Below are 24375 nucleotides of genomic sequence, written 5' to 3'. Positions count from 1 at the left end.
GGGGCTCCTAGAGGCTGGCAACCAGCGTTTGCTGGTCGTCGTTGAAGTCGACCACCGCAATGCCCATTGGCACCGACGTGATGGTCACGAAGTCATAACGGCGGCATGTGCGGCCGTATTGCTGGATCAATACGCGCAACAGCTCGGGGTTTTGGGACAGTTGGGTGTCGGAGAAACGGAGCAGCACAACATCCCAATCCCGGTCGGGCATGCGCTCCTCGATCTCGACATAGCCCACGCCCAGGCGTACCAGAATGCGTTTCATACCGGCCGTGCTGCCGGCGTCGACCGCGTTGATGAAGGCGAATTTCACGCGCAGCCGGTAGAGCGCTTCGGGCTCGCCCTTGAAGCGGGTGATGTCGCGCTGCCAGGCCAGGAGATCGAGCACGATCAAATGGCAGGTGTCGGCGTCCATCTGCATCAACGGCCAGCGCAACCAGCCCTCAACCTTTTCCCACCAGCTTTGGGCGGCATCCTTGAGTTTGGTCAGCTCGGTACCGGCCAGCCAGAACTTGAGGTTCAGCTTAATCATGCAGGTGTACCTGCAGGCTGCGGATCCGGGGAATGTTCAACTCGGAGACGATGTCCGCGTTGGCGAAGTCCAGCGACTCAATGCCAGCGAACTGCAGATGGAGTTCTTCGCCCAGGCGACTGAACGAAAAGCGCGACTGCGGATGGGTTCGCGTCGGCTGATAGTCGCTGGTCGAACTCTCGCGAAACGCGGCACGGATGAACTGGGTTACACCCTCCTCCAGGGCCTGCAGCTGCTCCGCTGTCAGGTAGGAGCGCGGCCAGATCTGGACGCTCACATCGTGCTGGGTTTCGGGCATCACCATCACCAGCAGATCGTCGCCATGGCCATGATTGCCAGAATCTCGAATGTGCGCATTGATTTGCTCCAGGTACGTCGCCGCCGGCACATCGGCCTCAAACAACACGTACGCGTTGGCACTGCCTGGGCCGCGTGGTGCGCCATGCTCGAAATACACACCGTCCGGGCTCACACCAGGGAATGCGGAAATCATGGCTCGGTACACCGCGTCGGTGTGCCACTGGTTGACCGCTGAGAACTGGTTGCGGGTACGCAAGCGCAGATCCTCATTCGGCTCTGGATCTGCGCCTGGCGTGGTCAACCAGCCGTCAGCATTCACCACTTGGGCAATGCCTGGTAGCGGCTCGGGCAGGATCGCGTAATAACCAGGCGCAAGGTTGAAACCGGAGCCGGTCTCGATCGCCTCAACGGGGATCTGCAGCTGCATCAGGCCGTCCGTGAACAATCCCGGCGCCGTCGTCACCAGTTGATAGATGTGTCCATTGATCGCGGCGGATTGCACGACCGTGCGGGCAGGCACCTCCATTGCCCCGCCTGGAGCCGTTCGAGTGAACAGCAAAACGCCCTGTGCTTTGGTTGCACCCTTGCGCTCGACGTTGACCGCCCAGGCCAACATGTCCAGCCAGCTATCCACGGCCGTTTTAACAAAGAAGTTCGGCAGCACGGTGGCGACGAAAAAGTCGAGGATCCACAGTACGGGCTTGGTCACCAGCGCGGTGACAACCCGCCAGAACGGTGAGTAAGCGCTGGTGTTGCTCAGCTTGCTGCCCTGGGCACTCACCTCGGCTTCCCATGCCTGGCGCAGACCCGCGTCGGTTGTTGGGATGCCGGCGTCCGCAAGGGCCTGTTTAAAATCTACGTCGCTCACAACGTTACCTCGATCTTGCCGAATTTCAGGGTGGTCGCCGTAACCAGGTACTGACCCGGCTGCAGCTGCGTGATCAACGCGGTGCCCGGTACCAGGCGTTCGTCAGCCTCCACCAGCAGTTCCATCTGCTGGATGCAGTCGCGTTGTTTAAGCCGATCGCGCTCCGCGACCAGCGTCACGAGCAGACCGCTGTCGCGGATCATGTGAGCGATGTCCTGGGCGATGCTGGCCCGGTCATCGACGAGCAGCGGCTGGCGGGAAAGATCCAGCACCAGGTCGTTGTTCTGAATCAGCAGATCGATGTATTCGCTCATCCAGGCACCGACATGCTCATCATGTTTTCCAGCTCCAGTGGGGTTATCGGTTTGGCGGTGTTGATGTTCAGGGTTTCCACATGCGTGCCTTTGTTCTGGCTGCTGTCGTTGTTCTGAATGCTGGTCAGCAGGCCGCCCTGCGGCACCGCATTGGGCCGCACAGGTGACAAACTCGGAATGGCTGCATTGATGGTGTTTTGAGCCTTCTGCGCGGCGGCAGCGCTGTCGGCGTTGTTCACGCCGATGTCAGTGCCGGGCACCTCAGGCATGGCGCCGAATTTGGTCTCGATGTTCACGCCTGGGATCTTGTTCAGCATCTCGATCAGGTTGTTGATCGAGGTGTGAAAGATCGCGACGATGCCGTCCCAAGCGGCCTTGGCCATGCCACTCCAGCCGCCCATCGACGTGAACCAGTCAGACAGCGCCGACAACTGATCGCTGACCCACTTGAAGGCCTCACTGTTCATCAGCGCGGACGTCCATTCGTCCCAGTACACGACTGCCAAGGTGATCACGGCGATCAACGCCACAATCCCCGCGACGATCAGCAACACGGGGTTGGCCAACATCGCGGCATTGACCAGCCAGATCGCGGCTTGCCACAGCATCATGCCGGCTCGAATAACACCCATCGTCGTGTACATCACCACCAGCCCCGCGACCAACAAGGCGATCACTGTCGCCTGCAGCAGAAAGCCCGCGATTGCCCGCAGGTTGAGCAGTTGAACGACTTTCCAGACGGTCACCATCGCGAGCCAGGCCATACGGCTGATACCGACGGCCAAGGTCAGCAAAGACATGGCGGCAATGATCGCCAGAATGGTCAGCGTGACGATGCCGATCACGCGGGCAATGTTGGGAAAGATCTGCGCCCAGCGAGCCATGGTGCTGGCAATGCCGCTGAGTTTGGCCATCAGTGGCGTGAGTATCGGCAGCAACACCTGGCCGAACACGATGCGCAGCGCTTCAACAGCTGCAGTGAACTGCTGCCAAGGATCGACCATTGCATCAGCCATGTTCTTGGCGTCTTCGAGCCCGCGCACCTTGCCCAGTTTGTCCAGGCTGTTACGCAAGCGATCGCTGTCCTTGGACAAGGCACCGATCACCTGGGCGCCTTCACCACCGAACGCCTCCACCAGTTTTGCGCTGGCAGACGCGGTGGTCAGATCGCCCAACTTGCCTTCCAGCTTGGACATGATGTCCAACATCGGCAGGGCCTTGCCCTGGTCGTCGGTGAACTTCATGCCCATCTTCTCGGACGCCGCGCCGAGGTTTTCAAAGAAAGCCTTGTAGCGCCCGCCGGCGTCGCCGCCCTCCATGGTGCTGGACAGCGAACCGATCACCGCGAACTGCTCGGCAATATCCACGCCGCTGGCTGTAGCAATGGCCCCTACTTCCTTGAAGGCGTCTTTAAGCTGGGCCCCGTCAGTGCGGAACAGCTGGACCGCGAGAGCAGTCTGGCCGCCCAGCTTTTCGACCCACTCACCCTTGCCCATGGCGTCGGCCTGGCCCTTGAACAAGTTGTACATGGTGCCCACGTAGGAGCCCATGGTTTCAGCGTCGGATTTGGTGGCCTTGGCCAGCAGGTTGCTGGTGTTGGTGAAGGTGGCCAGCTGACTGCCGGTCAGGCCCTTGATGGCGCCCTCGATGCTGTACGCCGAGGCGACAAAATCCCGGGCGTTCTCGCCGTAGTTCATCGAGAACTCAAGGGCCTTCTGATTCAGCGCCGTTAGCGCGTCTTCTGCCACGCCCAAGGATTTGACCTCGCCCAGGGCGCGGTTCATCTCCAGCGCTGGCTGCAACGATTCGTTGATACCGACGAACGCACCGGTAACACCCGCCAAGCCCATGCCCATCGTCTTGATGTTCTTTTCGCTTTGCTCGGTCAGCTCGGAAAAGCTCATTTTCACCTTGCCCAGTGGTGCGGTGACCTTGTCAGTCAGGGCCAGAATGAAATCGAGGCGGGCACTACGGTCTGCCATGCGGGGTTATCCATTCAATGCGTGAGCGATGCCGTTAGCCACGGCAAACTCCGTGCGTTTCCAGTGTTCGTCATCCAGCCACTTGGCCGTTCCCATGTTTTCAATGCTGGGCTCGGCACCGGGTAGCCAGCGCATGGTCAGGGCCATCAACTGGCCCAGACCGTCCTCGGTCAGGCGCTCGGCGTATTCGAGGGCTTTTTTACGATGATCTCGACGTCAGGCGCGTACTCCTCGAGCAGCGCACCGACGATCTGCATGGTCATCACCGGGTTAACCATGATTTCGCGCAGCTCCCCTTTCTGTGCCGGCAGCACAGTGCCGCTCAGCAAGTTGAAGGACGGCGCGACCTTGTTGGAGTTGGTCATGGCGTTGAAGTACTTGGTGACGTCCTGAGGCGTCAGGGTGAAAGTGAATTCCTTGCTGCCGACTTCCAGGGTGATGTCGCGGGATTGGATCTGGCTCATGTTCGTGTCCGTTGTGGTGGTTGATTGAAGGGTGATTCGGGTTAGCGCAGGCACACCTGGCGCACGTAGTCCTGCAGCCCCAGGATCATTTGCCGGCTGAGGGCAAGCTGGTCTCTGAGGGTGAAATAATCCGGTCGAGCGTCTGCTGCGAGTTCGGCGGTGTCTGCATCAGCCAAGCCGCCGGCGCCGGTGGCGTCTGGCGTGGTAGCGCTGCAGGTGGCTTTGACGCGCAACCGCTGACGGCCATCGGCAACATCAAGGCGCAAAGTGTCGATTTCAGTGCGTGCATGGTTCAGTTCCTCGGTGCGGGCTCGATCGATCTCATCCCGGTCGGCGAGCATTTCGCCGCTGATCCGGGCGGCTTCACGCAGGCCGCTGGCTTCGTACTGGGCGGCATCACGTTCGGCGCGTGCGGTGTCGCGTTGGCCTTGCAGGATGTCGAATCCAACGAAGGCCGCGAGGCACAGCAGCAGCAAAAACAGGATCTCGCGCAGCATCAGAGGCCCTCCGCGCACATGGCCGCTTCGGCGCGCCGGCGAGCGTGCAGCCCTGGCACAAACTTCTTGCGGCCCTGGGCATCGGTGACGGATGACCACACCGGTGTCTTGCCATCAGGCCCCCACGCGAGCGCCTTGCAGCCCTCGGCAATCCGGCCGCCGTTGATCAGACCGACGGCCCGACTGGCGCAGGTACTGGGCACGCCGAAGTTGTGGCCGTGGCTGCTCAGCGCGTCGAATGCGTTCTGCCCGATCGCGGGATTGGTCAGGCAGTCGGCAAGTGCCAACTGGCCCTTCTCGACCACCAGCTGTTCCACCTCGGCGCAGCGCGCCGGCGACCAGTAGTCACCGACGATCAGCGGATACGGACTGGTGTAACGGGTGATGCCCTTGCACACCGTGGGTAGACCACGAGCCAACTGATCGGGATAAACGACGTTCTGCCCGGTGCCTTCCCACTTGCCCAGGAAAGCGAGCAGCGGAGCGCTGGCCAGCACGATCGCACCGGTGGCGATCTTGATACGCAGGTTCACGACTTGCCCTTCCAGTCGTGCAGCATCTGGCGATACTTGGGAACCAGCAGAAGGATCTGCAGCACCATGTAGAGCGCGGTCAGCATGTAAGCGACCGCCGACCAATCGACGGTTCCTGTTACACCTGTAGCGGCCACGCCGATTGCGGGCGATGCCTTGGCCAAGGCAATGGCAGTGTCTTGGGCGACCTGATCCGCGCTCATCGCAGAACCTCTTTCTCAAAAATGGTTTGGCACGGCACGCAGCGGGTCATGCCGCCCAGCGCCTGGCGTTTTTCCGGGATCGGCTGATCGCAGTCTTCACAGTGGGTCAGGCTGGGCCCGCTCGGTCGCGCTTTGGCGAGCTGGGCGGCAATCGCCTGGTCACGCTGACGTTGCTCCAGCGCTTGGGCACGATCGAACGGGCAGACCATCAGCGCAGGCCCTCGATCTCGGCCGCAGCCAGATATGGCACGCCGTTGATGCGGATAAAGTCTGGACTGGTGACCTCGAAAGGTACTTTGTGCTTGGTTTTCTCCCCGCCTTTAGGGTCGATACTGAGCAAGCTGGACACCTTCAACTTGCAGCCGAAGGCCTCAATACGCAGTTCCTCGTCTCCAGCTTTTGCAAAAAACACCACATCGAAAGGTTCGAGCTGGCGATAGCTGCCAGCAGAGCGCGCCGATTCGATCAGCAGATTGAAGTTGCCGCTGTCGAACTCGAACTCGCCGCTGGCGGCTACGTCACCGTCCACGTGGCCGTTGGGTACGCCACGCGATTGCGCTACGGCGGTGTTGTCGGTGATGTCCAAGCTGCAGCTTTCGATATGGATCTGCCGATCGCCCAGGTTGATGTCGAAGTTTTTTCCGCCAATACGGGACATAGGGGTTACTCCGAATCGTCGTTGGAAAGATCCAGGGCGATGTTCGCCGTCAGATCTTTAGGGCAGTTGAGCGGGCGGATCTTGATGTAGATCTCGACCTTGGTTTTGCTCGTCCAGGTCAGGACGATATCGCCGTCCTTGGGGGACTCGATTTCACCCGGGAACACCTGACCCGCGAACGTGGTGGACTTGGCCATCTGGCGCAGCGGCTTCATGAATGCGCTGATAGCCGCAGCCATGCTGTTAGGCGAGTTGTTCAGTCGACGATCACCGACACGGCGGATCAGCAGCGGGCGAACTTGGCGAGCGGCCTTATCGGCAAGACGCAGGTACTCGATCACCTGGTAGTCGCTAGCCGGCGCATCGAGCATGTTGCCGTCACCCCAGAAAACACCCGGGTAATCGGGATAGGTCTGCGACACGGAGAAACGAGCGCTATCCAGCTCGGCGCGGATCGAAGACGGCAGTGGAACGCCGTCTTTGTCGACCGGAACCGGGCCCAAACCGAGCAATGCACCGGAAGCAACGCGCATCGGGCTGTCCGCAATGCTGACCGCAGCGTCTGCCAGTCGGCCCGCCAATACGCCCTGGTCGTTACCGTGCAGTTGCGGCACGACCAGGACACGCGGCGCTGCCAGGCCCTCTGTAATTGCCTTCTGCTCGAGCAGATAGTCCGACCAGGTCTGTTGCCCGGTGATGCCTGCACTGCAGGCCATGACGAACACACGACGGCCGTATTTGTTGTTCAGTGCCACGGCCGCGTCATGCATGACCGAAAGCTGTGCACCGGCTGTCACCGGCTGGGTGATTGCCACCGCTTCAACGGAGAAGCCATTTTGCTGGGCCAATTCGAGGGCATCGGCCCATTCGCCGTCCGCCGCGATCGGCGCCGCCAGGCAAGCCCAACGGTCACCGCCGTTCTGGCGTGCAGCGGTGATCTGGGTTTTCAGATCGCTCGACGGAGAGCCCAGCATCAAGTCCAGATCGCTGTCGGTGTTCAAAGGAATCAGGCTACCGACGCTTTTTGCGCCGGGCCCGATGAATAGGAAATAGCGCTCGATCTCGGTCACGGCACCTTGGCCGAGGTTGAGATTGTTTACGCTGACTTTGCCAAGTGCCATGCAGTGCCTCGTTAGCGGGATGAGTTAAGAATTTGTTCAAACACCTGGTTAACCAGCTGACTGGTTTCCTGTCCGGTGCTGACGCCCAGGAACTGGCGCTTGGGCAGGATGATTTCCCAGCTCTGCTTGCCGGCGCCGTCAGCTTTTTCGCCTGACAAAATGCGGATCAGAAGCCCGGCCTTGGCATAACTCACGTGCTGCTGAATCCAGGCTACGGCCGGCCGCTTCGCGGTTTTTTTGCCGGCCTGGCGCACCTTGAAACCCAGATTCCGTAAGCGCTTGGCCTGCTTGTCGGTTGCTGCCAAACCTTCCGGCACACGGTTCCACTGGCGCATCTGCGCGGCGGTTCGGCGCTCTGACGCACCGTGGTGTTGTTGGGCGGCGACCCAACTGGTCAAGCCGTTACGCCAGCCCAAGGTCGCGCTGTCGGGGGTCAGGTTGGTGACCTGAAGCAACTTGCCCAGGCCGGCCTCCATCTTCTTTTTGCCCTTGCTGTCGCCTTTGCGAGCATCGAACGGTGAGCCGTCCAGGTTCTGCTGTTCGCGGATCCGCTTGCGGCTTATGGTCCGGACTCGCTTGCTGACGTTGTTCAGCAGTCGCCGGCGCAACTGCGGCGCAAGACTCAACAAAGCCAATTGCGCGTCCACGCCCAACTGCCCTTGCAGGTCGAGCTCAAGACCGCTACTCGCCACGGTTGCGCACCTCGCCTCGCTCGGCCGTCCAAAGATCAAACGGCACCAGACCCCACTTTTTGCCAAACGCATCGACCAGGCCGTCAGGATCCTCGGCCAGGTGCTGGGGCTCGACGAACTCCAGCGTCAGTTCCACGTCGGCTTCGTCGGGGGTGATCTGGTCGACAGCAAAGATCGGCGCCGGCAGGTCGTCGTCGCGGTCGGGATCGTTGGATTCCAGCCAGCCGCCGAGCAGCGCCATCAGCAACGCCGGGTTGCCGGCGAATCGATCGATCTGGAAGACGGCGCGGTACCGCATATCGCCCATGTGCAGGCCTTGGGTGCCCGGTTTCCAGATCAGATCAAGGTTGACCTGCTCGGCCCAGCTGTCGATCTGCTCCGGCAGCACCAGATTGAGGCTGATCAGGTAGGTGGTCAGGGCGCGGAGTTTGTTCATACCAGCGCCGCCGTCATGCGGCCACGGCCCTGCAGCGAGCGCACAGCTTGCTGGCTGAACTCCAGGAAAGTCTCCGGACGATCAGGCAACTCTTTGCCCAGGTTCTCGGCACTGTCGCGGCGGATGATCGACACGAATTGAGGCAACAGACTGGCTTTCGCCCTGCAGTACACCGCGCGCTTGTACGTCGCTACGTGAAAAGTGGACTCGCGCAGCACCGTAGGGTCAGCAGATTCCAAGGTAATGACACCTGCGCGCTGCCAACGGGCCTTGCACTTGGCCAGGTCGCTGTTGACCTCGGTCATCGCCGTGGTCAACTCAGCAGTCAGCAGTTCCACCAGGTATTCCGCCGGCAGGCGATACGCCTTCTGAAACTCAGCCACATCGAGCTTCGGCCAGAAGCCGTCGTTCTCGATCGCCAGTTCCACAAGAGTGGTGGGTTTACCTGAAAAGCTCATGCTGACCGCTCAAATAGGGCGGGAAGCCTGTTTTCAGTGGGACAGTCCATAAATGGGCGGCTCACTTCCACAGGTTCCCGCTGGGGGGGTAGTCGGTTATTGGGCGCCGGTGACGGCGGGTGGTTGTTTGGCCAATGCCTTGCGGCACTTCGCAATGCGCGTCTCGTTGCCGGCCTTCGCGTACAGCTCGGTTGAACGCTCCAGGTGCTGGAGCGCGGTTTCCCACTGCTCGGCCTCCATGGCGCGCATGCCGATCAACTTGTGGTACTTGCTCGGGATCTGTTCGGTCAGCTCCCATTCACCGTCGACACGCGGCAGCAGATCGGACAGGTAGGGCTCCGGGCTGCGTTGCGCGTTGTATTCGGCGTAAGCCCAGTCGATCACTGCGTCCGCAACGAAGGTTTGCACGTCGCGGCGCTTAAACCGTTCGGGCATCTCCTGACCCTGCCCGATCGCAAAGTCCGCGAGTGCTAGGCCGTCTTCGAACTGCTCGGTGTCGAACAGCCAGACCATCACCTGCACCAGAACGCGATTCGGCATCACCAGACCCGAGTCCATGTAGCGCTGAATGAAATCCTGGTACTTGGGCAACAGCTCCTCGCGCTTGAGTGCCTGACGCCCAGCGAGACCCTTGATATCGCTTAGGCGCTGCAGATCCTGATCCAGAGAGGCTTCCATCAGCAGCAGGTGCTTTTTCGCGTTGGCCGGGCTGCTCAGGGCTTCCGCCGGCGAATACGCCAGCGGTGCGGCGGCTGCAGCGATTACTGCAGCGGTTCCCTGTGCCAAAGTACGGCGCTTGTGGGCAAGGGCCAGGCTCATGCGGCCAACTCGACGTTTTCAGTAAACGCGATCTTTTCCAGCTGCTCGATCACGTAGCCTTCGTTGCGGCTGTTGTAATCCTCGACGCGGGAGCGTTTCGGGTTGTCCACGGTTTGCTTGCGCCAGCTGGAGTCCTGGAAGTAGATCGACAGGTTGTCCCAACTGGTGACCAGCACGCCGTTAACCGGGAAGAACGGCACGCTGAAGCTTGGCAGACCACCATAAGTGGCGATCACCTGGGCGTCCTCGATGCGCTCTTTTTCGGTGGGTGTATCACCCTGCTTGGCGTACAGCTTGGCCTTGTCAGCCGCTAACAGGTCGGTGCCGATAATAGCGATCAGGTCGCCGCCATCGCGCAGACGTTCGTCCACCATTTGCTTGGTGTCATGCACCAGAGCGTCCAGGTTGGCGTAATCACCGCCCTGTCCCAGGATTACTTTGCCAGCGGTTTTGCCTTCCTTGAGTACCTGCTGTGGGGCTTGCTCGCGCAGTTGTTGCAGCCAGCCCTTGTTCACGTCCTGCAGCATTGGGTAAGCGGCAATATCGGTCTGCGCAGCGGCTTTCAGGCCGTGGAAACCGACCATGATGCGGTCCAGAGCGATCTGTTTCTGCACAGCCGCCGAGTAACGTTGATGGAAGTCCGGGAATTTGGCCCAGGCGTCGATTTTTGCGTACGGCAGACCCACGTCCGACTCGGTGGACGAGAGTTCGTAGGTGGTGTTGTCCAGCTCGGAAGCGTCTTTCGCTTCGCGATCGGTGGTCTTGGTGTTGGTGCGGCCGGTGACAGGGCCAGACACACCGATGAACACCTTCTCGCCCTTGATTTCGCTTACGCCAATGACGTTGATGCGCGAAAGGAAGTCCGACTTGGCGGTGATGGCGTCGTTCAGTTCTTGGGTGATGGACGGCTCAACGCTGAACATCTTGCTGGACAGCTCGACACCATAGGTTTCGGCCATGGCCAGTTGCATGGCTGCATACATCTTGGCGCCGTAGGCGCTCAGGGAACGGGCCATGTCAGAGTACCCGCGCTTTGGTTTTGTCGGCTGCGCCGGTGGAGCGCGGCAGCTGACGTCCAGTGGCCGTGTTTTGCAGCGTGGTGAACTGCTTCTGGAGGCTCGTCAAAGCTGCCAAGACGGCCTTATTGGAAGCGCCCCCGTTACGCTTGAATTCGCGTTCTTCTTCGGCGGTGGTGACGATCTCGTCGACTGCCGCGCTGACGTCATCGATCGGGGTTTGATCGGGTTCTGGTGCGTCTTCGGCTGCAGGCTCAATCACGGCCTGAATGCCGGCAGCGACGACCAGCAGCTGGGCCAGCAGGGCTTTCAAAGCCGTTGCGGTAGCTTCATCCATTGGGGGTTTGCTCTCGGTTGGGGTTTGCGGAGTGGTTTCGGCGGCGGTGTCGTCAATGCCGAAACGCTTGAACAGGCGGGTGAACATGCCGACAAGGCGACCAATCTCGCCCTGCGTTTCGGTTTCGCGCAGAGGGCCGAGTTCTTGGGAGGCGGCGTAGTACGCATCGCGGCTGGTGCGACTGGAGAAGTAGAGTTCCTGCGTACCGACGCTGGCGGGTTCGTCGGTGACGGCGATACCGGTCATGTAGGCTTTGCCACGGCCCCGGAAATTCGGCTTGATCTCTATGCTGGTGAACAGCTTTTCGCCGGCGTCATTCAAGCGCAGCAGCTTGTCGTTTGGCTTCAGTTGCGCTTCAAGGGCGACTTGGCCAGGTTCTAAATCGTCGCCCTCCTCGACTAGGCGCACAGCGAAAACCGTTCCGTGGGATCCGAACCAGCGTTCGTGCTCACACCAGATAACAGCGGTGTACAAAGTCGGCGTGTAGGTCTCGGCGATGTCGCGCAGTTCCTGGGGAAGGATCTCGCGGCCATCGACGGTCGGGCCGCTGGTGGCTACACGTTTCCAGTAGGAGACAAGGGAACGGGGCATGAGTGGTGACTGCGCTCAATCGCTGAATGAGCCGCCACGATAGGGAGCCGTTTACCGCCAAACAAACGGTTGAAATTCATGGTTCTCCTATTTTCGAGAGATAGGCGGATCGCAGCATTTAACTCCGCGTTTCCGGGGTTTTCGCCGCATAGACTGCGGCCCATGAACTACCCGACCGAAGTTAAAGAAGCCGCAAAACGCCTCTACCTGCGCCGCTGTTCGGTGAAGGAAATACAGGCGCATTTGAAGCTGCCCAGCATCCGAATCGTCTATTACTGGATCCGCCAAGGCGGCTGGGACGAGATGCTGACGGATGAAGAACCGTTGAGCGCGGTCAACCGGCGAATAACCCTGATCCTGGAAAAGATCGATCCGCTGACGAAAGCCGAACTGGACGAACTGGAGCGGCTGACAAGCCTGCTTGAACGGCTGAAAAAACTTGCGGCCAAGCCTGCACAGGCAGCGCCGTCGGACGCACCGGACGAGCCTCGCGAACGCCAGCCTGGTCAACGTCGTGAACGAGGCGAAGGCGGCGGCAAGAAGCGCGAAAAGAAGGCGAAAAACGACGTCAGTGGCCTGACCGAACTGGACTTCCTCGATAAATTCATTTCGAAGATGTACGGCTACCAGAAAGAGCTGTTCGAGGCGAAACAGAACCCACTGACTCGCCGTGTCCGGAACATCCTCAAAAGCCGTCAGGTCGGTCTGACTTACTACTTCGCCGGCGAAGCGTTCATGGACGCTGTGCTGAGCGGTGACAACCAGGTGTTTCTGTCAGCCAGCCGATCGCAGTCCGAGATCTTCCGTAGTTACATCATCCAGTTCGCCCAGCAGTGGTTCGGCATCGAGCTTACGGGCAATCCGATCACACTGAGTAACGGCGCCGAACTGCGCTTTCTCAGCACCAACAGCAGCACCGCCCAGGGCTACCACGGCCACGTCTACGTGGACGAATACTTCTGGATTCGCGACTTCGAAAAACTCAGCACCGTGGCCAGTGCTATGGGCACACACAAGAAGTGGCGCAAAACCTATTTCTCGACGCCCAGCGCCGTGTCGCACCAGGCGTACCCATTCTGGTCGGGCGATGAATTCCGCAACAGCAAACGCGGCAAGAAGGCCGGCGGTGTTTGGCCGAGCGAAGCGGCCTACACAAAGGGCGCGCTGTGTCCGGACGGCCAGTGGCGCAAGACGATCACCCTGGACGATGCGATCGCCGGCGGCTGCGATCTGTTCGACCTGGAGCAGTTGCAGCTGGAGTACGACGAAGACAAATTTCAGCAGCTGTTCTACTGCAAATTCATCGATAGCACCCAAAGCGCATTCAGCCTCAAGGATCTGGAACGCTGCTACTCGGATCTGTCGTTGTGGGAGGACTACAACGCGGAGCTGGAACGAGCTTTCGGCAACAGTCCGGTTTGGCTGGGCTACGACCCAAGTCGCACCCGCGACGACGCCACCTGTGTGGTTATCGCGCCGCCACTCGAACCCGGGGCGAAGTTCCGAATTCTGGAGAAGCACAGCTGGCGTGGCCACTCGTTCACCTACCAGGCTGCACAGGTCAAGAAGCTGACCGAGCGCTTCAACGTCCAGCACATCGGCATTGACGTCACCGGCGTGGGTTACGGCGTGTTCGACCTGGTGCGCGACTTCTACGCCAAGGCGACGCCAATTCACTACAGCCTTGAGGCGAAAAACGCACTGGTGCTCAAAGCCCAGGACACGATCCAAGGCAGTCGCATCGAGTGGGACGCCGGCTGGACCGATATCGCCCAGGCATTCCTGACCATCAAGCGCGGCGCCACTAACAGTGGCCAGATCACCTACAGCGCATCGCGTACCGAAGCCACCGGTCACGCCGATATTGCTTGGGCGGTGATGCACGCCCTGTCCAACGAACCTTTGAACACCAACAAGCGGCGTCGCAGCCGCTACGTCACGAGTAACCAGAGCAGCCATGGCCAACCACAAGCGCAGAAAGCAACACGTAGCCCAACCAACGCAGCAACCGATGCGCTCGTTTACGTTCGGGGAGCCGGAACAGGTGCTGTCCGGCAACATCGGCGAGTACGTGGGCGTGTTCCCCAGCGACGACGGCAAGATCTACAAACCTCCGGTGTCACGGGCTGGTCTGGCCAAGCTTCTGCGCGCCAACGCGCACCACGGCGCCATTCCAAAATTCAAACGCAACCTGCTGTTGCGTGAGTTCATCCCGTCGGAAGGCTGCAGCACGGAGACGATGGGGCGCGCCGGGCTGGACTACATGGTGTTTGGCGAATCGTATTTCTACAACGACACCAATGCATTCGGCCAAGTGCTGGAGCTGCAGCATCTTCCAGCTATCAATATGCGGGTAAAGGTCGACGGCGGTTTCGTAATGCTGCTGCCCGACAACAAGGAAATGGAGTTCGAACAACACGAGATCTCCCACGTCCTGGACTACGACGTGGAGCAGAATATTTACGGGATCCCGGATTATTTGGGCGGTCTGCAGGCGCTGCTGCTCAATGAGGCGGCCACCCTCTTCCGCCGTCGGTACTACAGCAACGGCGCGCACGCCGGTTACATCTTCTACACCAACGATCCTGATCTGACCGAGGAGGACGAAGACGAGCTGCGCGCACAGATCAGTGCCAGCAAGGGCGTGGGCAACTTCCGCTCGATGTTCGTCAACATCCCCAACGGCAAAGAAAACGCGATCCAGATCATCCCCGTGGGTGACTTCCAGGCGAAAGACGAACTGGAGAAGGTGAAGAACATCACCCGAAACGACGTTATCGCCGCCTGGCGCATGAACCCGGCACTGGCCGGCATCATCCCGGAAAACACCGGTGGTTTCGGAGACATCGAAAAGATCGATCGCGTTTACACCAGCAACGAGATCCGGCCGATCTGCCAGTTGTTTAACCAACTGAATGACAAGCTGCGAGAAGACAGGTGCTTTAGCTGGAAGCCTATTCCTGAAGCAGTGGATACCACTACATGAATAACCAGGCGGAGAGAAAGCCACTACATATTGTGGCAATATGGGGGCGATCAGCTGCCCCTGGGGAGGGACACAATGAGAGTTGTATGCAATTGCGGACACAAGGGCCGGATTGCCTCGCGGGAAGAGGTAACCAGAGCCTTTGTCAAACTGTACTGCCAGTGCCTCGACGCAAAGTGCGGGCACACATGGGTGGCAAATCTGACGTTCTCGCACACGCTCAGTCCGTCATCGCAGACATTCGAGCGGATGTTGATCGATCGTTTGCGGGAAATGCCCCGAGCGAAGCAGCGGGAGCTTTTCGAGCAACTGGGATCGCAGGCGGTGGCGTAGCTACAAACCGCCAACGCTATAGCGCCGGCGATCGGGATCATTCAAGGAATGACGGTCAGCCCTCTACTTTCTCCTTTGGGTTGATTGCCAGTATCTCGGCCACGCGACGAACCTGTTGCTGTTCAATGCGGCTCAGCCGGCGATACAGATCGATCAGTCGACGCTCAATGTCCGTGAGTACGGTAGTTTCCGACCCGGCGTGTTCGAGGTTGATGTGATCGTTCTTCTTGCGATCCAACATGCTAACTACTCCATAAAGTGCATTGCTGAATGGACTTTATGGGGTGTGCGCAACTGCATTGGAATAAGAGATACCCCAATGACTGTGCGGGATTGTTGCGAGTTAAGACCGGTGCCGAGCGACGTCGTCGGCCATCGCTTCAAGGATGCGGCGAATAGCCTTCTGATCGTCTTTCGGAATGCTTCGGAACTGCTTAATCAGACAGTCTTCGGTTTCGTTCAAATCACTTTCAGCAAGGTTTGTACGAACACCTGTGAGGATGTAAGGAACGTCAAAGCCGAACTGAAGCGCAACCTTGCTCAGATACGGAGCGGGAGCATCACTTGTTCCTGCTTCGTAATTTGCTTGGGTTCGCTTCACAACGCCAATTGCTTCGGCAATCTCACCCTGTGTCATGCCGCAGCGCTTCCGCTCTTCCTGCAGGCGAGAACCAATTTCTTCAGAAAGATGCAAAATCATTCATCCCAAATATTTACAAATGCATCAAGATGCATCATTCTGCATTTCACACCACATGAAATTGCATGGATTTGCACTATGCCGAAGATGAGTATCAGCGAGCAAGCCCGCCAGAAAGCGCGGAAAGATTTAGAAAAGCGCGGGCAATCCGCGAAGGACTTTGCACTTCTACATGAATTGAGTCCCAGCACCGTATACGCGGTGCTGAGTGGCCAAAGCCAGTGTCGCCGTGGGGAGGCACACCGAGCCGCAGTATTACTCGGCATCAAAGACGGTGTGATCGAACAGTAATCGCGGCGCTCCATAGGGAAAAGTAGAAGTTGAAAAGTCCAATCCTAGATACCCGTAGAGAAGTCGTGAGCGAGATCATCCGTAGTTACGCCGGCGGACGCGAAGCCGCTGCTGCGCGCTTGGGTCTGAAGCTCAAAAAATTCGACAACCATGCCTACGAAAATGCTGGTTGCAGTCCCCTCAGCGACTTACAAGTTTTCATGCTCGAGCAGGACTGTGGAACTCAGCACTTCCCTACTTACGTCGCCTCGATGTACGGGGGACTGTTCGTACCGGTGGCCGATCCTGAAACGCTCGACAATGTCGAACTCTACAAACGCTCCGTGCATGTTTCTGCAAAACGAGGGTGTGTTGATCAAGCAATTGCCGCCGCTCTAGAAGACGGTTCGATCAGTGATGAAGAAGCTGAATTCATCATGGACGCGCATAACCTCCACGTAGCAGCAAGGCACGCAGAAGTGCTGGCTGCCATCGCTCTCTACCACGCAGGAAAGGCTCAATGAACAATTTGTCTGCAGTACCGGAATACCAGGATGTCCTGCAGAGCGCCGCGCTGGCGTTTCTTGAGCGTCACCACTGCGAACACCTGAGCGACGATCAGCAACTCTTCAGCCGGGCTGTTCAACACCTGGTTGCAGACTACGACGTGCAAACGCAGGTCGCTGAAAAGATCGTTCACCTGGCAGGCACCACCATGGTCGCCGTTCGCGATCGGCAACGCCTGAACATCCAGAGCAGCACGTCGACGCACACCGTGATCGTTGATCCGGTCACCGGCCGACAATGGGCCGTACCGGTCAGCCTCATCTATGAGCGAATCATCAACGCGCCGGACCTTGGCCGCTTTCGCTTAGCCAACTCGTAACACCACCCCTCAAACAAACGCCTGCCCCGCACTCCGTGGGTTTGGGTGAGCTGCGCCCGAAATCGAGGTTTCAAGATGGGAAACGCCGTAATTCTGACCACCCAGCTGCCACCTGCAGAGGCCGAAGCACTTCTGGCTGCGATGCGTGAGCAGTACCGCTTGAGCCTCAACAACTACTGGTACGCGGATGAATACCGGTATGTCCCGCAAGAAAAACGGCACAGCTCGATCCTCGAAAGAACTCCGGTGATGGCCGCCCAGAAACGCCTGATGGCCGCCCTCTCCCTCAGCCTCAAAGCAGTGAAGTAATCATGAAAGAAGATCTCCGCCACGACGTGTTGCAACGCCTCCAGTTCGATTTCGGACTGAAGCACCGCGTAGGCACCGATTACATGCGCGGTGGCACCTGCCCCAAGTGCAAGAAAAAGGAGCTGTACTCCCGATTCGATACACCGTGGATGGTGATCTGTGGTCGCCCGGAAAAATGCGGCCATACCCTGCACGTAAAAGAGCTGTACGACGATCTGTTTGAGGACTGGAGCAAGCGTGCGCCGGCGACTGACCAGCACCCCAACGCCACTGCACGGGCTTATCTGGAGTACGCCCGGGGCTTTCGATTTGAGCTGATCCAGGGATGGTTCACGCAGGAAAGTTTCTACTCGCCCGAACACAATGCGGGCAGCGCCACGGTGCGCTTCGCCCTGGAAAAAGGCGGCTGGTGGGAACGGCTGATCGATCAGCCGCACCGTTTCGGCAAGATGAAAGCACGCTTCAAATCCAAGGACAGCTATCGCGGCGCCTGGTGGTGCCCCCCTTGCGTCGACCTGCTCGAGGTTAAGGAAATCTGGATTGTCGAGGGGATCTTTGACGCCATCGCTCTGGTGCACAACGACATCGCGGCCGTATCGGCCATGTCTTCCAACGCGTTCCCTGGGGACTCGCTCAAGGCCCTGATCAAAACCCGTGAGGGCGGCAAGCTGCCCAAGTTGGTCTGGGCGCTGGACAACGAACCGAGCGCCAACGCCTACACTCGGCGCTGGGTCCGCGAAGCCCGTGCCCTCGGTTTCGTCTGCGAGTCAGCACAGATCCCGCAACATGACGGCCGCAAGTCTGATTGGAACGACCTGCACCAGCGCTGGAATTTTATTCAGGACGACACCAAGCGCGCCGAACAGATCGCAGCGGACCTCAAACAGGCCCGCCATCAGGGCGCCCTGTTGCTGGCAGAGAGCGCAGCCGAAAAGGCCTTGCTCATGTACGACTGGAACAAGCGCGGGGAATTTCACCTGGGCTTTGGCAGCCGTCTGTACTGGTTCAAGTTGGACATGGAGAAATTCAACCGGGCCATGTCCGACATCGAGGACAGCGAGAACCACGACGACCAGTTGCTCAACCAGGCGCAACAGCGCGAGAAGGCGCTGCAGCAGTCCGGTAGCGTCGTAGAGATTGCCAACTGCTACCCGCAAGCCTTGTACTTTCAGCGCAACGAAGTCACCGACGAGTCCTGGTATTACCTACGCGTGGACTTCCCCCACGACTCCGAAAGCGTGAAAAACACTTTCACCAGTGGCCAGCTTTCCGCCGCCAGTGAATTCAAAAAGCGCCTGCTCGGCATGGCCGCCGGCGCCATGTTCACGGGCAGCGGTCAGCAGCTCGACAAGCTGATGAAGGACCAGTTGTTCGGCATCAAAACCGTGTCGACCATCGACTACGTGGGTTACAGCAAGGAATACGCCTGCTACGTCTACGGCGATATCGCAATCAAGGACGGCACCACTTACAAGGTCAACAGCGAAGACTATTTCGAGTTCGGCAAGCTGCGCCTGAAAACCCTGCAGAAAGGCGTCCCCATCAAGCTGCAGCGTGACGGCAAAGACTTCAACGAGCAGTGGGTGCGGTTGCTGTGGACCTGCTTCGGCGCCCAGGGCTTCGTCGCGCTGGTGTTCTTTTTCGGCTCGTTGTTCTGCGAACAGATCCGCGCGCGTTACCAGTCCTTCCCGTTTCTGGAAGCCACCGGTGAAGCCGGTGCCGGCAAAACTACCCTGCTCAACCTGCTGTGGAAACTGCTCGGACGCGAAGGCTATGAAGGCTTCGACCCGATGAAATCGACCAAGGCCGGACGCTCGCGCCTGATGGGCCAGGTGTCCGGTATGCCGGTGGTGTTTCTTGAGGCTGATCGCCACAGCGACGATCGGGCACACGCAAAAACCTTCGAATGGGATGAGCTGAAAGACTTCTACGGCGGCGGCACGCTGGCCACCAAAGGCGTCAAGACGGCAGGCAACGAGACGTACGAACCGCCCTTTCGCGGAACGATCGCCATCAGCCAGAACGCGGCGGTGATTGCCCACGAAGCGATCATGACGCGCATCGTCAAACTGCACTTCGTACGCCCGACCGTGACCCCGGAGAGCCGTGCGGCCGCTGATCAGTTGAATGCGCTGGACGGCGGTGTCCTCAGTCATTTCCTGTTGAAAGCGGTGGGTAAAGAATCCGCTGTACTTGATCTGTTCGCCCAGCGCATGCCCGAACACGAAGCCAAACTGCGCCGCCTGCACACCCACTGTTTTGCCTGCGCTACGGCCTACACCAGCGAGCAGGGTAATTGCAGCAGCTGCGGCTACGACCTGCGCGGTTACATCCGCGTGGAACGGATCAGCAAGAACCACGCACAACTGCTCTCGCTGCTGGACGGGCTGCGCCTGGTGCTGAAATTGAGTGATCCGCAAGTCGCCGCCACACAACGGCAAATCGTCCGTATGGCGATCGAGCGCCAAGCCTCGATCAGTTCCGACCACCCTGCCGTCGCCGAATTCTGGGAGGTCTACGACTACCTCGAATCCTTGAGTGAGGACCCTGTAGTCGACCACAGCAGTGACACGGCCGTGATCGCCATCAACCTCAACGAATTCTGCGAGCGCGCCGCCGAACACAAACAGAAGCTGGCCGACGTGGCCACGTTGCGCGACCTGCTCAAAGAGTCGCGATCGCGCAAATTCCTCGACAGCAACAAGGCCGTACACAGCGCCGTACGCGCCGCCTTCAACCACCGCAACCCCGTTTCACAACCCCGGCCGACCACCGTCAAGTGCTGGACATTCAAGGCGTAAAGGAGGGCAACACCGATGCAGATTCAAGTGTTTATGGGCAATGCCGGCGACGGCCGAACCAACAAGCTCCAGTCGGTCCAGGACCGGCTGGACTTCGCCGGCCAAGGCGCACCGATCATTCAGGCCGGTGCGTACGGCGAGGAAGGTTTGCTGCAGATTCTGGAAGTGCGGGCAGCCGCTGGCCAGCGAGAAATCCTCGTGGACGACTGCAGCAGGCAACAAATCTTGCGGGTACTGGAATGGCAATCATGTGTTGAGCATGAGCCAGATTTTGACGGCCTGGTGATCCACCTGGCACGAAAGGACTGATCTTAAAAACAGTGCCGAGGAGTTGCAGCTCCTCGACACCCGACCACTTACGAGGACCATACCATGCAAGCACAGAACCCCAGCAGCAGCGGCACGAAGGCTACCACACCGGCGCGGCACCTGGTGGCGACCGCGATCATCGGCGCCGCCGTCATCGGCTACCTGGTGCATAAAACCCCTGAAGCCCGAACGCGCCTGGAAAGCCTCAGCCAGATGGCCAGCACCCTGGGCGACCTGAGCGACACGGATGTCGCCGTGATCAGCCAACTGCTGGCCACCCCGGCCACTCGGGGAGTGTTACGCCATGACCAATGACCCTGCCGCAACACCGGTGCGCCGCTTTCCCTGGAACATGGATCACACCAGCGTGTGCGACCAGTGTGGCAAGTGGCGCGCCCAGGGCAATCACCAGGCCTGCAGCCGGCGGCGTCAGCTGTTGAATGCCCACCTGCGCCGGCACAAGCCCAAATCATAAGCCGCGTCCACCAGAAAACGCGCTTGCAGATACTTGGCCCGGAAACGGGCCTTTTTGTTTCCGATCGTCAGACTGTCGAAATACGAGTACAGCTTTAGGGGTTTACATGAGTGGGGTCGAAGCTCGCGGCAAGTCCGTGAGAATCTATTTTCAATACAAAGGGGAGAAATGCCGGGAAACGGTCCCGGGCGTCAACACACCGGCTACCGTGGCCCAAGCCAAACGCCTGGCCGACATCATTGAATACGAGATCCAGACCGGCACCTTCGATTACGCCCGGCACTTTCCCAACTCGCCCAGACTGGTGGAAAACACCTTCGGCCATTACCTGGATCTGTGGTTGAAGATCAAGGCCAACAGCGTCGCGGCCTCGAGTTACCGGGGCTATGCCAACAAGGCCGAGGTGCATGTGCGACCGCGCTGGGGCAAGGTCCAGATCAACCAGATCGATCACCTGGACCTGCAGGAATGGATACAGGACACGCTGTCGAAAACCCTGAAGAACAAGACCATTCGCGACATCATCAGCAACGTGCGTCAGGTGTTTCGCTTGTACCGCACACGGATGAAAGTCGCGCACGATCCGACCGAGGGCTTGATGGTGCGTTTGCCCGATCCGGAAGCCCCGGACCCGTTCACCCGAGCGGAAATCAAACAGATCCTCGACACCCCCACCAGCCGCACGCATGAACTGCTGATGGTGCAGTTCATGTTATGGGCAGGCCCACGGGTGTCGGAAACGATCGCACTGGCCTGGGAGGATGTCGACCTAGCGCAAGGCACGGTGACCTTTCGCCGGTCCAAGGTACGCGGCGCCTACCGGGTAACGAAAACCCGCCGATCGACGCGCCGAGTTCGTCTGCTGGCCCCGGCGTGGGACGCGCTGCGGAAGATCGATGCGTTGACCCGCAAACGCAAAGCGGAAACTGTGGAAGTGGTCGAGCGGGACAACAAGACGGTTCGAAAACACAAGCTGCACTTTGTGTTCCTGAACACCAAAAGCGGCCTGCCGCACGCCAATGATTTCGTGGTACGCGATCGTTTCTTCAAGGCGCACCTGCACACGGCCGGCGTTCGCTATCGGGGACCCGGGCAGTGCCGGCACACCTACGCCAGTCAGTTGCTGACCACCGGGGTGGCGTCGATAGACTGGATCGCCGAACAGATGGGCCATACCAACGGCAACATGATCCGCCAGCACTACGGGACGTGGATCAACGAAGACGGGCCGGACGTGGTGGGAATGCTGCAGCTGGCCCTGAAGCTACCACCTGTCACAGCTAAACACTGAATCAGCTCATGCCACGGATTTTTCTGTAAAGGATCAGTCCCATTTAACCAGATAGTAGGGAATCGCCTGATCAGCCAAAAAGTCACGCCCCCCAAAAATGCCCCCACACCGACTTGCGGCGTAGGGGCCTGTTGAACATAAGGTATCAATGTCAACGGTCGCAGTAGGCCAGCAACAATTGGTCAATGACCATTAGCCGCCTGACGTCATGACTCAGTTACGCTCAGTTAATCAAGATTCATCTCGATCATTCTCTCACGCTCTTCTGCTGCCGCCACCTCCTGGCGCGCCTTTGAAAAACTCTCTTCATATTTATCAACTACAACTTTAACTTCGCGCATCATGGACTCACAACCGATTACTAATTGAGCACTCTTTAGAGAAAATCCAATATCTCCATTCTCAAGAAGTTCAAAGTGTACACCCGGAGCATCTATAAATTTATTCTTCATCCCCTCCAAGGTGTTATCCAACATGATCGGTCGATTGCACCCAGTTGACATCGCCCTGACGCAAGCCAGAGAGAATTCAGTCCTTTCCTTTGGTTTAAAGTGAGTCATCATGCCCGACTCTCGTTTTTCAATCCGAGTTTCCTCAAACAATTCATCGGTGTATTTTATAAACTTTTCCGGATCGGATTGCTCGGTAGCCTGCTGACATTCCAACCAATCTTCATATACAAACTTTAGAAAATAAAACTTATTAAATCTATACGAATCAATTTTACTTAGAAACTGCAAAGCACCTCTCCAAGCATTAAAGCCCCGAGCTGCCGTAGAATAAAACTTCTCAGCTGAAGCCGGCTTCTTCAACTTAGACACAAAGGATGCCGTAAAGAAATCAAGTATTCCCTTATGTAGAAAAGTTAATTCACCTATTCCTTCTTCCAGTAACAAGCATGCAACACCCGCTATATCATCCTTAAATTTACATGCGGTCACGTTTGATTGCTGCGTCAAAACCTGCGCATTTTGAAAGCACTCATTAAACTGTAGGGCTGTTAAAGTTCGCCCGTAGCGATTTTTTGTCACTGAAAAACAAAATGCTTCGAAGACCTCCTGAAGCTCAGATTCAGAAAGCCCTGAGTTATGATGCCGGCGAAATGAATCTTTACGGCCGTCATGCTGCGTGAAGACCACGTGAAAAAGAACTGAAAAAAATTCTGCCAAATATAACGGAATTTGATTTGCGCTTTTGTAAACAAGCACAACTATTGACAGCATAAGTGGAGTGCTAATTGACTCTCTGATCTCGACTGGACTATTCTTAATAGCCTCAATAATTTCTAAAATACGATTAGTTTCTACCCCTAGCTTCTTGAGAAAAGGTAGATGATCTTTGGGTTTTAGTGACGCGAGCGACTTTACTTTGAAACCTGCAACGTTCTGAATATCATTAGAAGGCCTTGAAGATATAACTATCCTCAACCCCGAATGATTCACCTGAATATTTATAATCTCCTGAGTCGTTTCTTTTACGAGCTCTGGTTCAATCTCATCATAACCATCCAAAAATAGCATTAACTGTTTTTTTGCTAGCAAGTACTCCAGAACAACTGGATCAGAACTTGCCCCCAAACCAACAAGTGTATTTATCAACAACTGCCTCAAACTTGTTTTTTCTGAGACGTATCTAAGCTCTACAAATAATGGAATGACTTTTGAATCTGCTTTTTTTAGCTCCGCCATTGCTAAATGGCGCATAAAAACAGACTTTCCTTGCCCTACAATTCCTTCAACAATCACGTTATCAGCGCCAAGATCATCAACGTCGTTGATAACATTGGAATGTTTGGTACCTTGTTGCAAGCGCGATGGATAATAGAACGAGTCTATCGAAACAGCCTCATCACGAGCCCAGATTGTTTTAATCATTGACAGGCGTGAATAATATTTCTCAAACCTTTCCAGGTCATTACCGAGCTTCCAACTTTCAATCCTCTTATTCAATGCAGACTTGCTGGAATTGTAAATATCATTGAGGACTGGAGCAAAAGCTTTAACCACTGTCCCTGCTGTAAGAATTTCTGCTGCCATGCTTCGCTCCGCTCTTAAAAAGCAAAAATATATTTTGCCATTATCTATTTATATTGTGTGAACCGTGCCAGTTTCCATTTTTCCCCAAGGCACCTGAACCTGCCAGTGAAACCGGTGCATTGGCAGTTTTCGATCATCTGATTTTGACTGATTGCTGT

The 24375-nt window shown here is 57.8% G+C and carries 33 protein-coding genes; 12 read left to right on the top strand and 21 right to left on the bottom strand.

Going from position 1 to position 24375, the window contains the following annotated elements; genetic code table 11:
• Positions 1–7 precede the first annotated feature (7 nt).
• From AB4N74_RS03685 to AB4N74_RS03600, 18 genes are all read right to left on the bottom strand, one after another.
• Entirely contained in the window at positions 8–532 is a 525-nt protein-coding gene (locus AB4N74_RS03685; protein ID WP_460098273.1) for a phage tail protein, read from the bottom strand.
• Positions 525–1700 carry a baseplate J/gp47 family protein gene (locus AB4N74_RS03680; protein ID WP_008084698.1) on the bottom strand — a complete coding sequence of 392 codons (1176 nt, stop codon included), beginning with the start codon at positions 1698–1700 and terminating at the stop codon, positions 525–527. The genes AB4N74_RS03685 and AB4N74_RS03680 overlap by 8 nt, the downstream gene beginning before the upstream one ends.
• The gene (locus tag AB4N74_RS03675) at positions 1697–2014 is read right to left on the bottom strand and encodes a DUF2590 family protein (protein ID WP_460098271.1); all 318 of its coding nucleotides are present in this window, start codon (positions 2012–2014) and stop codon (positions 1697–1699) included. Before AB4N74_RS03675 ends, AB4N74_RS03680 begins: the two co-directional genes overlap by 4 nt.
• Positions 2011–3996 (bottom strand): phage tail tape measure protein, encoded by a 1986-nt coding sequence (locus AB4N74_RS03670; protein WP_460098269.1) that lies wholly within the window; start codon positions 3994–3996, stop codon positions 2011–2013. Before AB4N74_RS03670 ends, AB4N74_RS03675 begins: the two co-directional genes overlap by 4 nt.
• A gap of 6 nt (positions 3997–4002) precedes the next feature.
• Entirely contained in the window at positions 4003–4143 is a 141-nt protein-coding gene (locus AB4N74_RS03665; RefSeq protein WP_045123218.1) for a DUF6890 family protein, read from the bottom strand.
• Between the two features lie 23 nt (positions 4144–4166).
• Complete coding sequence (locus tag AB4N74_RS03660) at positions 4167–4460, bottom strand: putative phage tail assembly chaperone (RefSeq protein ID WP_460098267.1); 294 nt, start codon at positions 4458–4460, stop codon at positions 4167–4169.
• Between the two features lie 41 nt (positions 4461–4501).
• The gene (locus tag AB4N74_RS03655; RefSeq protein ID WP_460098265.1) at positions 4502–4957 is read right to left on the bottom strand and encodes a lysis protein; all 456 of its coding nucleotides are present in this window, start codon (positions 4955–4957) and stop codon (positions 4502–4504) included.
• Complete coding sequence (locus AB4N74_RS03650; protein ID WP_460098263.1) at positions 4957–5490, bottom strand: lysozyme; 534 nt, start codon at positions 5488–5490, stop codon at positions 4957–4959. The genes AB4N74_RS03655 and AB4N74_RS03650 overlap by 1 nt, the downstream gene beginning before the upstream one ends.
• Positions 5487–5693 (bottom strand): hypothetical protein, encoded by a 207-nt coding sequence (locus AB4N74_RS03645; RefSeq protein ID WP_217855665.1) that lies wholly within the window; start codon positions 5691–5693, stop codon positions 5487–5489. Before AB4N74_RS03645 ends, AB4N74_RS03650 begins: the two co-directional genes overlap by 4 nt.
• Positions 5690–5902: a TraR/DksA family transcriptional regulator gene (locus tag AB4N74_RS03640; protein WP_460098261.1), complete on the bottom strand. Its 213-nt coding sequence runs from the start codon at positions 5900–5902 to the stop codon at positions 5690–5692. The genes AB4N74_RS03645 and AB4N74_RS03640 overlap by 4 nt, the downstream gene beginning before the upstream one ends.
• Positions 5902–6351 carry a phage protein gene (locus tag AB4N74_RS03635; RefSeq protein ID WP_460098259.1) on the bottom strand — a complete coding sequence of 150 codons (450 nt, stop codon included), beginning with the start codon at positions 6349–6351 and terminating at the stop codon, positions 5902–5904. The genes AB4N74_RS03640 and AB4N74_RS03635 overlap by 1 nt, the downstream gene beginning before the upstream one ends.
• 5 nt (positions 6352–6356) lie before the next feature.
• Positions 6357–7472 (bottom strand): DUF2586 domain-containing protein, encoded by a 1116-nt coding sequence (locus AB4N74_RS03630; RefSeq protein ID WP_460098257.1) that lies wholly within the window; start codon positions 7470–7472, stop codon positions 6357–6359.
• Positions 7473–7483: 11 nt separating this feature from the next.
• Positions 7484–8164 (bottom strand): phage virion morphogenesis protein, encoded by a 681-nt coding sequence (locus tag AB4N74_RS03625; protein WP_460101058.1) that lies wholly within the window; start codon positions 8162–8164, stop codon positions 7484–7486.
• Positions 8154–8600 carry a phage tail protein gene (locus AB4N74_RS03620; RefSeq protein ID WP_460098255.1) on the bottom strand — a complete coding sequence of 149 codons (447 nt, stop codon included), beginning with the start codon at positions 8598–8600 and terminating at the stop codon, positions 8154–8156. The genes AB4N74_RS03625 and AB4N74_RS03620 overlap by 11 nt, the downstream gene beginning before the upstream one ends.
• Positions 8597–9058 (bottom strand): head completion/stabilization protein, encoded by a 462-nt coding sequence (locus AB4N74_RS03615; RefSeq protein WP_460098253.1) that lies wholly within the window; start codon positions 9056–9058, stop codon positions 8597–8599. The genes AB4N74_RS03620 and AB4N74_RS03615 overlap by 4 nt, the downstream gene beginning before the upstream one ends.
• 96 nt (positions 9059–9154) lie before the next feature.
• Positions 9155–9877 carry a phage terminase small subunit gene (gpM, locus tag AB4N74_RS03610; RefSeq protein WP_460098251.1) on the bottom strand — a complete coding sequence of 241 codons (723 nt, stop codon included), beginning with the start codon at positions 9875–9877 and terminating at the stop codon, positions 9155–9157.
• Entirely contained in the window at positions 9874–10893 is a 1020-nt protein-coding gene (locus AB4N74_RS03605) for a phage major capsid protein, P2 family (protein ID WP_064392744.1), read from the bottom strand. Before AB4N74_RS03605 ends, gpM begins: the two co-directional genes overlap by 4 nt.
• A gap of 1 nt (position 10894) precedes the next feature.
• Entirely contained in the window at positions 10895–11821 is a 927-nt protein-coding gene (locus AB4N74_RS03600; RefSeq protein WP_460098249.1) for a GPO family capsid scaffolding protein, read from the bottom strand.
• A gap of 162 nt (positions 11822–11983) precedes the next feature.
• On the opposite strand from AB4N74_RS03600, the gene AB4N74_RS03595 reads away from it, so the two are divergent.
• The 3 genes from AB4N74_RS03595 to AB4N74_RS03585 all read left to right on the top strand — a co-directional run bounded on the left by AB4N74_RS03595 (position 11984) and on the right by AB4N74_RS03585 (position 15140).
• Positions 11984–14026 (top strand): terminase large subunit domain-containing protein, encoded by a 2043-nt coding sequence (locus AB4N74_RS03595; protein ID WP_460101055.1) that lies wholly within the window; start codon positions 11984–11986, stop codon positions 14024–14026.
• On the top strand, positions 13938–14807 hold the full coding sequence (locus tag AB4N74_RS03590) for a phage portal protein (RefSeq protein WP_460101053.1): 870 nt from the start codon (positions 13938–13940) through the stop codon (positions 14805–14807). Before AB4N74_RS03595 ends, AB4N74_RS03590 begins: the two co-directional genes overlap by 89 nt.
• A 75-nt stretch (positions 14808–14882) precedes the next feature.
• A complete protein-coding gene (locus AB4N74_RS03585) occupies positions 14883–15140 on the top strand; it encodes an ogr/Delta-like zinc finger family protein (RefSeq protein ID WP_064392752.1) in 258 nt (85 codons plus the stop codon).
• Positions 15141–15195: 55 nt separating this feature from the next.
• On the opposite strand, the gene AB4N74_RS03580 is transcribed toward AB4N74_RS03585, so the two are convergent.
• Entirely contained in the window at positions 15196–15381 is a 186-nt protein-coding gene (locus AB4N74_RS03580) for a hypothetical protein (protein WP_220556597.1), read from the bottom strand.
• 102 nt (positions 15382–15483) lie between these two features.
• Positions 15484–15840, bottom strand: a complete 357-nt coding sequence (locus AB4N74_RS03575) for a helix-turn-helix domain-containing protein (RefSeq protein WP_460098246.1) — start codon at positions 15838–15840, stop codon at positions 15484–15486.
• 78 nt (positions 15841–15918) lie between these two features.
• Here AB4N74_RS03575 and AB4N74_RS03570 point away from each other — a divergent pair, with 78 nt between their 5' ends.
• The 9 genes from AB4N74_RS03570 to AB4N74_RS03530 all read left to right on the top strand — a co-directional run bounded on the left by AB4N74_RS03570 (position 15919) and on the right by AB4N74_RS03530 (position 22181).
• Positions 15919–16131: a helix-turn-helix domain-containing protein gene (locus tag AB4N74_RS03570; protein ID WP_460098244.1), complete on the top strand. Its 213-nt coding sequence runs from the start codon at positions 15919–15921 to the stop codon at positions 16129–16131.
• A gap of 29 nt (positions 16132–16160) precedes the next feature.
• On the top strand, positions 16161–16634 hold the full coding sequence (locus AB4N74_RS03565) for a YmfL family putative regulatory protein (RefSeq protein WP_460098241.1): 474 nt from the start codon (positions 16161–16163) through the stop codon (positions 16632–16634).
• Positions 16631–16996, top strand: a complete 366-nt coding sequence (locus tag AB4N74_RS03560) for a hypothetical protein (protein WP_064392759.1) — start codon at positions 16631–16633, stop codon at positions 16994–16996. Before AB4N74_RS03565 ends, AB4N74_RS03560 begins: the two co-directional genes overlap by 4 nt.
• A 75-nt stretch (positions 16997–17071) precedes the next feature.
• Positions 17072–17305, top strand: coding sequence for a hypothetical protein (locus AB4N74_RS03555; protein WP_095050507.1), 234 nt, complete (start codon positions 17072–17074; stop codon positions 17303–17305).
• Positions 17306–17307: 2 nt separating this feature from the next.
• Positions 17308–20106, top strand: a complete 2799-nt coding sequence (locus AB4N74_RS03550; RefSeq protein ID WP_460098237.1) for a toprim domain-containing protein — start codon at positions 17308–17310, stop codon at positions 20104–20106.
• A gap of 15 nt (positions 20107–20121) precedes the next feature.
• Complete coding sequence (locus tag AB4N74_RS03545; protein ID WP_460098234.1) at positions 20122–20415, top strand: hypothetical protein; 294 nt, start codon at positions 20122–20124, stop codon at positions 20413–20415.
• A gap of 63 nt (positions 20416–20478) precedes the next feature.
• Complete coding sequence (locus tag AB4N74_RS03540) at positions 20479–20730, top strand: hypothetical protein (protein ID WP_460098232.1); 252 nt, start codon at positions 20479–20481, stop codon at positions 20728–20730.
• Positions 20720–20890, top strand: a complete 171-nt coding sequence (locus AB4N74_RS03535) for a hypothetical protein (RefSeq protein ID WP_460098229.1) — start codon at positions 20720–20722, stop codon at positions 20888–20890. Before AB4N74_RS03540 ends, AB4N74_RS03535 begins: the two co-directional genes overlap by 11 nt.
• 106 nt (positions 20891–20996) lie before the next feature.
• Entirely contained in the window at positions 20997–22181 is a 1185-nt protein-coding gene (locus tag AB4N74_RS03530; protein WP_460098226.1) for an Arm DNA-binding domain-containing protein, read from the top strand.
• A gap of 227 nt (positions 22182–22408) precedes the next feature.
• Here AB4N74_RS03530 and AB4N74_RS03525 read toward each other — a convergent pair whose 3' ends face one another.
• Positions 22409–24217 carry an NACHT domain-containing protein gene (locus tag AB4N74_RS03525; RefSeq protein ID WP_460098223.1) on the bottom strand — a complete coding sequence of 603 codons (1809 nt, stop codon included), beginning with the start codon at positions 24215–24217 and terminating at the stop codon, positions 22409–22411.
• Between the last annotated feature and the right edge of the window lie 158 nt (positions 24218–24375).

Source organism: Pseudomonas sp. H3_C08 (genome assembly GCF_054669455.1).
This window is presented reverse-complemented; position numbering and strand designations above follow the sequence as displayed.